Source organism: Cryobacterium psychrophilum, from assembly GCF_004365915.1.
GTDB classification, from domain to species: domain Bacteria; phylum Actinomycetota; class Actinomycetes; order Actinomycetales; family Microbacteriaceae; genus Cryobacterium; species Cryobacterium psychrophilum.
The window spans coordinates 1,442,592-1,455,313 of sequence record NZ_SODI01000001.1 but is presented as its reverse complement, the minus strand read 5'-3'; the positions used below and the strand labels follow the sequence as shown (position 1 = coordinate 1,455,313).

Annotated in this window: 15 protein-coding genes; 13 read left to right on the top strand and 2 right to left on the bottom strand. The window is 64.2% G+C overall.

Annotated elements, in window-relative coordinates; all coding sequences use genetic code 11:
• Positions 1 to 50: 50 nt before the first annotated feature.
• From infA to EDD25_RS06695, 7 genes are all read left to right on the top strand, one after another.
• Positions 51 to 272, top strand: a complete 222-nt coding sequence (gene infA, locus EDD25_RS06725; RefSeq protein ID WP_035834638.1) for a translation initiation factor IF-1 — start codon at positions 51 to 53, stop codon at positions 270 to 272.
• Positions 273 to 362: 90 nt separating this feature from the next.
• The gene (rpmJ, locus tag EDD25_RS06720; protein WP_035880836.1) at positions 363 to 476 is read left to right on the top strand and encodes a 50S ribosomal protein L36; all 114 of its coding nucleotides are present in this window, start codon (positions 363 to 365) and stop codon (positions 474 to 476) included.
• 147 nt (positions 477 to 623) lie between these two features.
• Positions 624 to 998, top strand: a complete 375-nt coding sequence (gene rpsM, locus EDD25_RS06715; RefSeq protein ID WP_134172600.1) for a 30S ribosomal protein S13 — start codon at positions 624 to 626, stop codon at positions 996 to 998.
• A gap of 45 nt (positions 999 to 1,043) precedes the next feature.
• Positions 1,044 to 1,442 (top strand): 30S ribosomal protein S11, encoded by a 399-nt coding sequence (gene rpsK, locus EDD25_RS06710; RefSeq protein ID WP_134172599.1) that lies wholly within the window; start codon positions 1,044 to 1,046, stop codon positions 1,440 to 1,442.
• 160 nt (positions 1,443 to 1,602) lie between these two features.
• Complete coding sequence (locus EDD25_RS06705) at positions 1,603 to 2,592, top strand: DNA-directed RNA polymerase subunit alpha (protein WP_035834642.1); 990 nt, start codon at positions 1,603 to 1,605, stop codon at positions 2,590 to 2,592.
• 49 nt (positions 2,593 to 2,641) lie between these two features.
• Positions 2,642 to 3,157: a 50S ribosomal protein L17 gene (gene rplQ / locus EDD25_RS06700; protein WP_134172598.1), complete on the top strand. Its 516-nt coding sequence runs from the start codon at positions 2,642 to 2,644 to the stop codon at positions 3,155 to 3,157.
• A 113-nt stretch (positions 3,158 to 3,270) separates the two neighbouring features.
• A complete protein-coding gene (locus EDD25_RS06695) occupies positions 3,271 to 4,302 on the top strand; it encodes a GNAT family N-acetyltransferase (RefSeq protein ID WP_134172597.1) in 1,032 nt (343 codons plus the stop codon).
• A gap of 107 nt (positions 4,303 to 4,409) precedes the next feature.
• On the opposite strand, the gene EDD25_RS06690 is transcribed toward EDD25_RS06695, so the two are convergent.
• Positions 4,410 to 6,296, bottom strand: coding sequence for an acyltransferase family protein (locus tag EDD25_RS06690; protein WP_134172596.1), 1,887 nt, complete (start codon positions 6,294 to 6,296; stop codon positions 4,410 to 4,412).
• Between the two features lie 76 nt (positions 6,297 to 6,372).
• Here EDD25_RS06690 and truA point away from each other — a divergent pair, with 76 nt between their 5' ends.
• The 4 genes from truA to glmM all read left to right on the top strand — a co-directional run bounded on the left by truA (position 6,373) and on the right by glmM (position 9,825).
• Positions 6,373 to 7,287: a tRNA pseudouridine(38-40) synthase TruA gene (gene truA / locus EDD25_RS06685; RefSeq protein ID WP_241986273.1), complete on the top strand. Its 915-nt coding sequence runs from the start codon at positions 6,373 to 6,375 to the stop codon at positions 7,285 to 7,287.
• A gap of 171 nt (positions 7,288 to 7,458) precedes the next feature.
• On the top strand, positions 7,459 to 7,905 hold the full coding sequence (rplM, locus tag EDD25_RS06680; protein ID WP_134172594.1) for a 50S ribosomal protein L13: 447 nt from the start codon (positions 7,459 to 7,461) through the stop codon (positions 7,903 to 7,905).
• A gap of 48 nt (positions 7,906 to 7,953) precedes the next feature.
• Positions 7,954 to 8,439 carry a 30S ribosomal protein S9 gene (gene rpsI / locus EDD25_RS06675; protein ID WP_134172593.1) on the top strand — a complete coding sequence of 162 codons (486 nt, stop codon included), beginning with the start codon at positions 7,954 to 7,956 and terminating at the stop codon, positions 8,437 to 8,439.
• 24 nt (positions 8,440 to 8,463) lie between these two features.
• Complete coding sequence (glmM, locus tag EDD25_RS06670; RefSeq protein WP_134172592.1) at positions 8,464 to 9,825, top strand: phosphoglucosamine mutase; 1,362 nt, start codon at positions 8,464 to 8,466, stop codon at positions 9,823 to 9,825.
• Positions 9,826 to 10,134: 309 nt separating this feature from the next.
• Here glmM and EDD25_RS06665 read toward each other — a convergent pair whose 3' ends face one another.
• On the bottom strand, positions 10,135 to 10,794 hold the full coding sequence (locus EDD25_RS06665) for a class I SAM-dependent methyltransferase (RefSeq protein WP_134172591.1): 660 nt from the start codon (positions 10,792 to 10,794) through the stop codon (positions 10,135 to 10,137).
• Between the two features lie 131 nt (positions 10,795 to 10,925).
• On the opposite strand from EDD25_RS06665, the gene EDD25_RS06660 reads away from it, so the two are divergent.
• Positions 10,926 to 11,687 carry an SDR family NAD(P)-dependent oxidoreductase gene (locus EDD25_RS06660; protein ID WP_134172590.1) on the top strand — a complete coding sequence of 254 codons (762 nt, stop codon included), beginning with the start codon at positions 10,926 to 10,928 and terminating at the stop codon, positions 11,685 to 11,687.
• 25 nt (positions 11,688 to 11,712) lie between these two features.
• On the top strand, positions 11,713 to 12,714 hold the full coding sequence (locus tag EDD25_RS06655; RefSeq protein ID WP_134172589.1) for an acetamidase/formamidase family protein: 1,002 nt from the start codon (positions 11,713 to 11,715) through the stop codon (positions 12,712 to 12,714).
• Positions 12,715 to 12,722: the final 8 nt, after the last annotated feature.

Genomic DNA, 12,722 nt, shown 5'->3' with positions numbered 1-12,722 from the left:
ACCACATCCACGCATGACCAGCAATCAATACAAAGAGCGACAGTGAGGCTATGGCCAAAAAAGACGGTGTCATCGAAATCGAGGGCGCGGTAGTCGAAGCTCTGCCCAACGCGATGTTTCGCGTTGAGCTGTCCAACGGCCACAGAGTACTTGCCCACATCTCGGGCAAGATGCGTCAGCACTACATCCGCATCCTTCCAGAGGACCGCGTGATCGTTGAGTTGAGCCCTTACGATCTGACCCGAGGCCGGATCGTCTACCGCTACAAGTAACGGATGCTGTAAGTAACGGCCGATCTCGACCGATTGTTGAGACACGATCACTGAGATTCGGCACGAAGACAGCGACTAGAAGGAAACACCATGAAGGTTAAGCCCAGCGTCAAGAAGATCTGCGAAAAGTGCAAGGTCATCCGCCGTAACGGCAACGTGATGGTCATCTGCGATAACCCGCGTCACAAGCAGCGCCAGGGTTAGTCTCAACGGGCTCACTGAGCTCGTTGACGTTTTGCCTTAGCAACTCAATATCGATAGCAGTTCCGGGAACCCCTTGGGGTGACACCATCGGTTGGAGGCCGATGTACAGGGACTGCTACAGACCTCCAATCATTAACAGGAGACACAATGGCACGTCTAGCCGGCGTTGACATCCCGCGCGATAAGCGCGTGGAAGTTGCATTGACTTACATTTACGGTGTTGGCCGCACGAGGGCTATCAAGACCCTCGCCGACACCGCCATCGATGGAGACATCCGAGTCAAGGATTTGAGCGATGACCAGCTCATCCTGCTCCGTGACTACATTGAAGAAACCTTCAAGGTTGAGGGTGACCTCCGCCGTGAGGTTGCCGCTGACATCCGCCGCAAGGTCGAAATTGGCAGCTACGAGGGAATCCGTCACCGCAAGGGCCTGCCCGTGCGTGGACAGCGCACCAAGACCAACGCTCGCACCCGCAAGGGCCCGAAGCGCACCGTAGCCGGCAAGAAGAAGGCGCGCTAGGCCCCGGCCTAGCCCGCTAACGCCTTTAGGATTCAGGAGAAATTCATGGCACAAACCAAGTCGGCCGTACGGAAGCCGCGTAAGAAAGAGAAGAAGAACGTTGCTGTGGGCCAGGCCCACATCAAGAGCACCTTCAACAACACGATCGTTTCGATCACCGACACCACTGGTGCCGTCATCAGCTGGGCCTCTTCGGGCCAGGTCGGCTTCAAGGGTTCGCGTAAGTCGACCCCTTTCGCCGCTCAGCTCGCTGCAGAGTCGGCCGCGCGCCAGGCTCAGGAGCACGGCATGAAGAAGGTTGACGTTTTCGTCAAGGGCCCCGGATCGGGACGCGAAACTGCGATCCGTTCGCTTCAGGCCGCTGGCCTGGAGGTCGGCTCGATCAACGACGTCACACCTCAGGCGCACAATGGTTGCCGCCCGCCGAAGCGTCGTCGCGTTTAATTCCTTGTGCTGATCGGACTCATCGTTCGTCGGTGAGCCAGTTCAACCTCAGGCTGGGCGTCGGGTTTCTGACCAGGCGCCCAGCTTCGACCCTTTCAGAATTTGTAAACACGTCATTGCAAGTGTCATATAGCGGACACTTCGCCGAAAGGAATTAACAGTGCTTATTGCACAGCGTCCCACGCTCACCGAAGAGAACATTTCGGAGTTCCGGTCCCGGTTCATCATCGAGCCGCTCGAACCTGGCTTCGGTTACACCCTCGGGAACTCGCTTCGCCGCACCCTGCTCTCCTCGATCCCGGGCGCTGCTGTTACCAGCATCCGTATCGATGGCGTGCTGCACGAGTTCAGCACCGTTCCCGGTGTAAAAGAAGATGTCACTGAAATCATCCTCAACATCAAGGGCCTCGTCGTCTCCAGCGAGCACGACGAGCCCATCACCGCGTACCTGCGCAAGCAGGGTGCCGGCCAGGTTACCGCCGCTGACATCTCGGCTCCGGCCGGTGTCGAGGTTCACAACCCCGAGCTGGTTATCGCAACCCTCAACGACAATGCGAAGTTCGAACTTGAACTGACCATTGAGCGTGGCCGTGGTTACGTGTCATCCGCCCAGAACCGCAACGAGTTCTCCGAGGCCGGCCAGATTCCGGTCGACTCGATCTACTCGCCCGTTCTCAAGGTGACCTACCGTGTCGAGGCAACTCGCGCCGGTGAGCGTACCGACTTCGACCGCCTCGTCGTTGACGTTGAGACCAAGTCCGCGATCACGCCTCGTGACGCCATCGCATCGTCCGGTCGCACGCTGACCGAACTGTTCGGTCTGGCCCGCGAGCTCAACACCGCAGCCGAGGGCATCGAGATCGGCCCCGCGCCGGTTGACGCCGTGCTCTCGACCGAGTTGTCGATTCCGATCGAGGACCTGGACCTGTCGGTTCGTTCGTACAACTGCCTCAAGCGCGAAGGCATCAACAACGTCAGCGAACTGGTCGCCCTCTCGGAGACCCAGCTGATGAACATCCGCAACTTCGGACAGAAGTCGGTTGACGAGGTGAAGGACAAGCTCGTTGAGCTTGGCCTGTCCCTGAAGGATTCGGTTCCCGGATTCGATGGAGCGCACTTCTACAGCGGCTACGAAGAAGAGACCAACTAAGGCTCGTCTTCGCGACTGCCTTTCGATTTTTTGATACTGGAGAATAACAATGCCTAAGCCCACAAAGGGGCCCCGTCTCGGTGGCGGCCCGGCGCACGAGCGCCTCATGCTTGCGAACCTGGCTGCTGCCCTGTTCACGCACAAGTCGATCAAGACGACCGAGACGCGTGCCAAGCGCCTGCGTCCGCTCGCCGAGCGCCTGGTGCAGTTCGCCAAGCGCGGCGACCTGCACGCCCGTCGTCGCGTTCTCGCGACGATCACCGACAAGACCGTTGTACACGAGCTGTTCACGGTCATCGCCCCGCAGGTAAACGAGCGTCAGGGCGGTTACACCCGCATCACGAAGCTCGGTTTCCGCAAGGGTGACAACGCGTCGATGGTTCAGATGGAACTCGTTCTTGAGCCGGTAACGCCCAAGGTCAAGCATTCCAAGACCTCCACGGTGACGGCTGAGAAGCCCGTCGTCGAAGAGGTTGTCGTCGCTGACGCTGCTGTCGAGGAGCCCGTTGAGGCTCCCGTCGAGGCCGATGCTGCTGCTGACCCGGACACCACGGACACCAAGTAGTAACACGTTTCTGAAGAGGGGCCTGACTTCGGTCGGGCCCCTCTTTCGTTAACCGCCCGCCTTCGCTGGTCGCGCCCCGCTCGTTGAGACGCGGAGGCGGTTAGGGTTGGATCATGACTGACGAGCTGCTGCGGCCCCTGAACGAACGAGTGACCGCGCCCGCGCTGCTTGACCTTCCGGTGCATCCCGACGTGGCGGAGTGGCGGGCGGCCACCGAGGCAGACATCGACGGTATCTGGCAGTTGCGCGAGGCCATGGGCCGGGTTGATCATCCGAATTACCTCACCACCCGAGGCGCGATTGCCGCGGACTTCGGCTACTCCCACGTGAACGCGGCCCTCGATTCCCTCGTGGGCCTCGGCGCCGACGGCCGCATCGTCGCCAACGGTATGGTGCTCTTCCCCCCGCGCCAGGAAACCCTCGTACGGTCCATTCTGATTGGCGGCGTACACCCCGAACTCCGAGGCCGGGGGATTGGCCGCGAGCTGCTCGCGTGGCAGGTCGGGCGAGCGAAACAGCAGCTCGCATCCTCGACCAAAACCCTGCCCGGCTGGATCTTCGCCTACGCCGACGAACGCGCGCCGCAGAGCGCCCACCTCTTCGAACGCGGCGGGCTCGACCTCACTCGTTACTTCCTGTCGCTGGAGCGACCCCTCGACGAGCCGGTGCGAGCGGTGGAGCCGGCCGACGGCATCCGTATTGCGGCGTTCACCCCCGCCGATTCCGCGCAGGTGCACGTGGCCAGGGACGACGCGTTCATGGACCACTGGGCAAGCCAGCCGATGAGCGATGAGAACTGGGCAGCGTTCGTGAACGGTCGCTGGTTTCGGCCGGACCTGTCCTTCGTGGCGTGGGCGGGCACCGAGGTCGTGGGCTTCGTGCTCTCCACCGCGAACGAGAACGTCTGGGAGACCCAGGGATTCACCGGCGGCTACATCGACCTCGTGGGCGTGACGAGCGGATGGCGCGGCCGCCACATCGCCCAGTCGCTGCTCGCGGCGCAGCTGGAGGCCGGACGAGCGCTCGGACACGACCGGGTCACGCTCGCCGTGGATTCCGACAGTCCCACGGGAGCGCTCGGTCTCTACACGGGCATGGGCTTTCACGCCGCTCACCGCAAGATGGCCTACACCCTGCAGTTCTAGCGGCCCCGCTCGCCGACGGGTGTGCCCCCTGCGGACGAGAGTGTCTGGTGCGCCGAGCACCCTTGTTCGCACGGGGCACTCTCGTGCGGCCGAGACCTGCTGGGCGGTTACAGCGCGGCGGGGAGCAGGCGGTTCTCGCCCGGGAGGCGCAGCGGTGGCAGCCCGGCCAGGCGCTGCAGGGCCGCGGTGACGGTATTCGCGTAAACCTGTCCGCCCGCGGTACCGGGATGCACGCCATCGCCGGACAGCAACTCTGTGCGGGACGCGATCGCGTCATGCCAGTTGGCGAGTTCCACCAGCCGGTGGCGGGCAGAGAAGTCGGCCAATGACGCGTTGACACCGTTTGTCCAGTCCCGGTCCGCATAGGCGTTCACGAGGATGAGCTTGCGATCCGAACCGATCGCACTCTCGATCGCTTTTAACTCATCGCTTTTTATCGGGCCATTTGTGCCCAGGCCCACGACGACCACGGGACGCAGCGTGCCTGCTCGGTTGAGCTCCGCCAATATGCCGGCAGCGGAATACATTCCGCGGGAAACGGCGGCGTCGATGGCGATACCGGGAAAGCTGCCCTGCAGTTCCGCGGCCGAGGCGAGCATGACGGAGTCGCCAACCGCGGTGATGAGATCGCCACCCGGCAGCGGCGCGGGCGTCGAGGCGGCCTGCCGTGCCGCATCCTTCGCGGCATCCAGGGCCTGCTGCCCGCGCTCGATCTCGAGTTCGGCCGTCGCTGTGGAGGGCGCGGTGACGAGGGCCGCGGCGGTCCCGCCGGAACTGAGTACCAGGGCGGCAACGAGCGAGATCACGAGGACGCGCCCGCGAACGGGCAGCCGCCAGGCCAGCGACACGCGACGGATGCCGCCACGCACGCCGTCTCGCCGTACCGGTTGCTCCAGCCAGCGATATGATGCCGCGGATGCGCCGAGGGTGATCGCACCCGCGAGCAGGCCGATGAGTGCGAGCCGCCATACGGATGGCTGCCCCGGGAGCGCCACCTGGAGCAGTACGAGCACCGGCCAGTGCCAGAGGTAGATGCCGTAGGAGCGCTCGCCCACGTACCGCAGGGGCGTCACGTCGAGCAGGCGACCGAACCGGCCGCCACGCACGCCGGCCCAAATGGCCACGGCGGTGAGCAGGCTCACCACGGCGAGCCCTCCGCGGTACGTGGCGGTGCCGTCTTCCGGCAGCCACACGGCGGCAGCCGCAATGCCCAGCAGCGCCGCGCCGCCCAGCCACGGGCGCAGGCGCGGCAGCTCATTGCGCAACCCGGCGGGGCGTCGGAGCAACAAAGCGAGGGTCGCCCCGGTGAGCAGCCCGAAGCTGTGCGTGTCCGAACCGTAGTACACGCGGGTCGGGTCGGCCCCCGGCTGGTACAGCCCGGCCATCCACCACATCGATGCCGCGGCAAGCACGGCCACGAGGGCGAGGCGCATCCACGGTCGCCGGATCAACAGGATGGCGAGCAGCAGCAGCGGCCAGATCACATAGAACTGTTCCTCAACGGCCAGGGACCAGAGATTGCGAAACAGCTCGGGCTGGTCGACGGCGAAATAGCTCGCATTGCCGGCAATCGATACCCAGTTGTACCCGAACGTGACTGCCCCGAGCAGCTGAGCACCGAGCCCCACGAGAACATCGCCCCCAATGAGCCAGGCCGCCGTGGAGCACACGAGCAGCACCGGCACGAGCGGAGGAACAAGCCGGCGTGCACGGCGCTGCCAGAAGTTTCGCAGCGACACTCGGCCGGTGCGTGTTCGCTCAGACACGAGCAGCCCGGTGATCAGAAAGCCGCTGATCACAAAGAAGATGTCCACACCGATGAAACCGCCGGGCAGTACATCGGGAAAAAAGTGATAGACAATCACCGCGATAACGGCGATGGCACGAAGACCGTCGAGGCCGGACAACCGGCCCGTGGACAGGGCAGAACCTAGACCGGTGCCCGCAGGGGGAGAAGCGACCAGACTGGTCTGCGTGGATTGCGTGGAGTTCATGGTCGCGGAGCAATTCGGCCGAGGCCAAAAGTCGACCTCAACAATAACCCTACATAAGCGGCATAGGCTGGTCCCTGTGAATCTTCCTGCGCCACGTATCGGCCCGCCCTGGCCGGCGACCACGCGCATCAGGCTCGACATCGCCTATGACGGCACCGACTTTGCTGGTTGGGCGCGTCAGCCCGGCTTCCGTACCGTGCAGGGCCAGGTTGAGGCGGGACTCGCGACGATCCTGCAGAAGTACCTGCCGCATCCGACCCTCATCGTGGCCGGGCGAACGGATGCCGGTGTGCACGCCAGGGGGCAGGTCGCCCACTTCGATCTCACGCCCGAGCAGGCCGACTCGCTCGTGCGGGTGAAACGCGGCACCGGGGACCGCCCGCCAATTCCGCTTGCCGTCGCCGTGCAGCGTCGCCTCAGCGGCGTGCTCGTGACGCAGCCCGACATCGTGGTGCGCAGCGCCATTGTGGTTCCCACGAGTTTCGATGCCCGGTTCTCCGCGCTGTGGCGCCGGTACGAGTACCGCATCTCCGACCTGTATGCCCTGCGTGACCCGCAGCAGCGCCTGCGCACCACGTGGCATCCGGGAAAGCTTGACGTTGACCTGATGGATGCCGGAGCGGCCAACCTCGTGGGACTGCACGACTTCGCCGCGTACTGCAAGCCGCGCCCGGGGGCCACAACCATTCGTACCCTGCAGGACTTTCGCTGGCGTCGTGACGAGGAGGGGGTGCTCATCGCCACGCTCACGGCTGACGCCTTCTGTCACAGCATGGTTCGCGCTCTCGTGGGTGCGTGCGTGGCCGTGGGGGAGGGCAAACTCGATGCCGCTCGTCTCGTGAACCTGAACATTGAACGTTCCCGAATCGTGGAGTTCAAAGTGATGCCCGCAGAGGGGCTCACCCTTCTTGACGTCGGGTACCCCGAAGACGCTGAACTGGCCATCCGCGCAGTGGAAACCCGCAATCGGCGAGCTCTGCCAGTGCTTTAACCCTCAACTTGCACCGGGATTGTCGGGCGAGTAGTGTTGTCACTTGATGTCTGCGCGTTGCAGCGCGACATACGAACGTGAGCCCTCCATCGACAGTGTTTTCATCACGAAAACACGCCCGGAGCGGGATTCACGAACACCTCCGTTCGAAAAGAAGAAAGCAGCACAACAGTGACGCGCACTTACACCCCCAAGGCAAGCGAACTCCAGCACGACTGGGTCGTCATCGATGCCACCGATATCATTCTTGGACGTCTGGCCAGCCACGCGGCAATCCTGCTTCGCGGCAAGCACAAGGCAACCTTCTCCCCGCACATGGATGGTGGCGACTTCGTCATCATCGTGAACGCGGACAAGATTGCTTTGACCGGCAAGAAGCTCGACCTCAAGATTGCTTACCGCCACTCCGGTTACCCGGGCGGCCTCACGGCAACCAACTACTCCGAGATGCTTGAGAAGCACCCCACGCGTGCGGTTGAGAAGGCGATTCGCGGCATGCTGCCGAAGAACTCGCTCGGCCGTGCACAGCTGACGAAGCTCAAGGTCTACGCAGGCCCCGAGCACCCGCACTCCGCTCAGCAGCCCAAGCCGTACACCCTTGGCCAGGTCGCGCAGTAGCGCTGACCCCCAGACTTCTCGACTCTAAGAAAAAGGATTCAACCCATCGTGGCGCAGATCGCAGACCAGATAGACGCAACTCCCGAGAGCTACTCGACCGAGACTCCCGCGGAGACCGCAGCCAAGGCGCCCCGCGCCGTCCTCAACGTTCCCGGCGCAGCCGTCGGCCGTCGCAAGCAGGCCATTGCCCGCGTGCGCATCGTCCCCGGCTCCGGAACCATCGTTGTGAACGGCCGCGAGTTCGCCGATTACTTCCCCAACAAGCTGCACCAGCAGCTCATCAACGACCCGTTCAAGGTTCTTGACCTTCTCGGCTCGTACGATGTCATTGCTCGCATCACCGGTGGTGGCCCCTCGGGCCAGGCTGGCGCGCTTCGCCTCGGCATCGCTCGCTCGCTTAACCTGATCGACGAAGAGAACAACCGCGCGATCCTCAAGAAGAACGGCTTCCTGAGCCGCGACGCTCGTGTCAAGGAGCGCAAGAAGGCCGGACTCAAGAAGGCCCGTAAGGCACCTCAGTTCTCTAAGCGCTAATCCACACGTCGAATACAGGACTATATGTCTCGCCTATTCGGCACGGACGGTGTTCGGGGCCTGGCCAACCGTGATCTCACGGCTGGCCTGGCCCTGGGCCTTGCCCAAGCCAGCGCAGCAGTACTGACAACCGGTCGTCGTGCCAAGGCACGTCTCGCCGAGGGTCGCCGGCCCGTAGCCGTGGTCGCTCGCGACCCCCGCATCTCCGGAGAATTTCTGACGGCCGCAGTCTCGGCCGGACTTGCCAGCAGTGGCGTCGACGTTCTCGACGCCGGGGTCATTCCCACGCCCGCCGCAGCCTTTCTGATCGCCGACATCGGCGCCGACTTTGGTGTGATGATTTCCGCCTCACACAACGAGGCGCCCGACAACGGCATCAAGATCTTCGCCTTTGGCGGAACCAAACTTCCCGACGATGTCGAGGACCGCATTGAGTCCTACATCGGTCGCGACACCCTCATGCCCATCGGCGGTGACGTGGGCCGCGTTCGCCGGTTCGCCGACGCCGAAGACCGGTACGTCGTGCACCTGCTCGGCACCCTGCCGCATCGCCTCGATGGTATTCACGTTGTGCTCGACTGCGCCCACGGCGCGGCCGCCGGCGTGTCCCCCCAGGTGTTCACGGATGCCGGTGCTCGCCTCACCGTGATCGGCGCCGACCCCGACGGCCTCAACATCAACGACGGCGTGGGTTCAACCCACCTCGACAACCTCGCCAAGGCCGTGCTCGAGCACGGAGCCGATATCGGTATCGCTCACGATGGCGACGCGGACCGCTGCCTGGCCGTGGACCGCGACGGCAACGTTATTGACGGTGACCAGATCATGGCCATTCTCGCCGTGTCGATGGCGGAGCGCGGTGTGCTGAAAGACCGCACGCTCGTGGCCACCGTGATGAGCAACCTGGGTCTGCGTAAGGCGATGGCCGCCAACGACATCACCGTGGTGCAGACCAAGGTCGGCGACCGCTACGTGCTTGAGGAGCTCAACGCCCACGGGTATTCCCTGGGCGGGGAGCAGTCCGGTCACGTGATCATGACAAGGTTCGCCACGACCGGCGACGGCATCCTCACCGGGCTGCACCTCGTTGCCGAAATGGCGCGAACGGGCAAGTCGATTGCCGAGCTCGCCTCGGTGATGACGGTCTTCCCGCAGATCCTCGTGAACGTGCGCGGCGTTGACCGTTCCGCCCTCGCCTCGGACGACGTGATCGCGCAAGCGGTTATCGAAGCCGAAGCCGAACTGGGCGACACCGGCCGTGTTCTGTTGCGCCCCTCCGGCACCGAACCGATGGTTCGTGTCATGGTCGAGGCCGCTGATCAGCCGACGGCCGACCGTCTTGCCCACAAGCTGGCCGCGATCGTTCTCGAGCGCCTCGCCAAATAGCGCCGTCGCATCCGTGTGAAAACGACTGGGGGTTACGCCTAAACGGGCCGTTTTCGCCCCAATCTCCGTCGTGCTACGCGTGGTTCGATGAGCGGATGACCGCGGCACGCGTTGGTCACTGTGGCACGTGTTGTAACACGTGCCAGTGGTCGGAACGAGTGCCGCGACGGCGAGTGCCGCACCGACGAGAAATCGAGCCGGGGATCGACGACATCGACAACGGCCCCGACGATGATCGCTGCTGCCGGATTCACCGCCGTGCTGATCCAGCTCGAGGCTTCGGTGCGCACCTCCTCGGCGGCTCGCCGGTCACTCGGCGACAGGCCGGCGTTGGGCGCGGAGCACGGAGTCTCTCACGACCGCGGGAGCGCCTTCGGCGTCGGCGACGGTGCGTGCCCGGGCGTCGCTCACGCCGATCTCCCACTGGGCCGGATCGAGGCTCGCGGCGACCTCTTCGGCCGTGAAGAACAGGTCGGGACGCTGGGGCCGCTGCACCGTGGACTGCATGTCCGACGGGTGGTGCCCCACGATCAGCAGGGTGCCGCCGGGGGCAACCGCCTCGGCGAGCCTCGCGAACAGAATCAGGCGCTGAGCGCTGGGCAGGTGCATGAATTGCGCGGTGATGAGGTCGAATGCGCCTGCGGGCGGTGCCCACTCGATGAGGTCATGCTGGGACCACGTGATGCGTGCGGCCGTATCCGGGTCGGCGGCGCTGGCGCGCTCGGCGGCGCGCTGGAGGGCAACAGTGCTGATATCCACGGCGGTGGTGGTCCAGCCTCGGGCGGCGAGCCAGATGGCATCCGCTCCCTCCCCGCTGCCGATGTCGAGGGCCGTTCCGGGGGGCAGCGCTGAGGTCTCACTCACGAGAATGGGGTTGGGGTTGCCGCTCCACACGGAGGTGCTCTCGCGGTAGCGGGCGTCCCAGAAGTCGCCGTCGAAGACCGGCTCGTCAGTGCTGTGTTCTGTCATGGTGTCCTCGATACTAGCGTCGAACATTGGGCCCCCACCCAACAAGGTGGAGCGCCGAACGGGCAGGCTGGGTGTGAAGTCTGGGCCGCACAAGAGGCGACGGGAACAGTCCCGTCTGGCAGGATGACCGCATGGACCTCAAAATTGCAACGAAGACCGCGCTCGTCACCGGTGGTACCAAGGGCATCGGCCGAGCAATCGTGGAAGCATTCGTCGCCGAGGGCGCGAACGTGGCATTTTGTGCGCGGAACGCCGAGGAGGTGGCCGCCTGTGAGGCGACCTTCGCCGACAGCCCCAGCACCGTCATCGGTTCCGTGCTGAACGTCCGCGACGCCGCGGCCCTCACCGCCTGGGTTGACTCCTCCGCCAAGACGTTCGGCGGCATCGACATGATCGTGGCCAACGTGAGCGCCCTCGCCATCCCTGATACGCCAGAAAACTGGGTCGACTCGTTCGAGGTGGACCTGATGGGAACGGTCAACCTCGTGAATGCCGCCATGCCCTACCTCGAACAGAGCGAGGCGGCGTCCATCGTTGCCATCTCGAGCGTGTCGGGGCGGGAGGTCGACTTCGCGTCCGGGCCTTACGGCACGTTCAAGACCGCCATCATCGGCTACATTGCCGGCCTGGCCTTTCAGCTCGCTGAGAAGGGCATCCGCGCCAATACGGTCTCCCCGGGCAACACCTACGAGCCCGGTGGCGTCTGGTCCGGCATCGAGACGGGGAACCCTGACCTGTATTCCTTTGCCATGGGACTGAACCCAACAGGTCGGATGGGAACGCCGCAGGAAATCGCGTCCGGGGTCGTTTTTCTCTCCAGCCCGGTGTCGAGCCGCACCACCGGTACCAACCTGCTGATCGATGGGGCGCTCACCCGAGGCATTCAGTTCTAACCGCTGGCGAGAGGAAGGTATCGACATGGAAAGAATTGAGTTCACCCCCGAACGCTCACAGTTCGTGTACACCTTTGGCGGAGCCGCGCCCATCATGCGGGTTCGTCCGGGAACGGCGCTCGCGCTGTGGTCGGAGGATGCGTACAACCACGCCCTGCGCTCGGTCGATGACGTGGCGAGCACGAAGCTCGACGTGCGTTACCTCAACCCGCAGACGGGACCGTTTTACATCGTCGGGGCGGAACCCGGCGACACCCTCGTCGTGCATATCGTGAGTTTGACGCCTGCCCGCAGCTGGGGCGCATCCGCCACGATCCCCTTTTTTGGTGGGATGACCAGCACCGATCGCACGGCCATGCTTCAGCCGGCGCTGCCGGAGGCCACCTGGATCTACGAGGTCGATTCCGCGGCGGGCACGGTGGGGTTCCAGTCGCGCTTTGGCAATTTCGAGGTGGCTCTGCCGCTAGCCCCCATGCTCGGCACCGTGGGCGTTGCGCCGTCGGGTGGTGAGGTGCGCTCATCGTTGGTGCCCGAGCGCTTCGGGGGCAATATGGACACCCCCGAAATGCGCGCCGGCACCACCGCCTATCTCGGCGTCAACGTGGAGGGTGCGCTGCTGTCCATCGGCGACGGGCACTACCGCCAGGGCGAAGGCGAGGCCTGCGGCACGGCCGTCGAGGGCGCCATGAACTCGGTGATCGTTGTCGAGTTGATCAAGGGGCACGGCCCGCTCTGGCCGCGGCTGGAGAACGATGACTACTGGATGGTGGTCGGGTCCTCGAGGCCGATGGAGGATTCCTGGCGCATTGCCCAGCTCGAAATGATCCGGTGGCTCTCCGAAATGTTCGAGTTGCACGAAATGGATGCCTACCAGCTGCTCAGCCAGGTCGCCGAGGCCCCGATTGCCAACGTGGTCGACCCCAACTACAGCGTCGTCGTGAAGGTGCGCAAGTCGTTTTTCACGACCGGACAGGCATTCGATGGAATGCACCGGGAACTGCGCTCCCGCGCGAGCGCGATGGGGTGAGTTCTGGG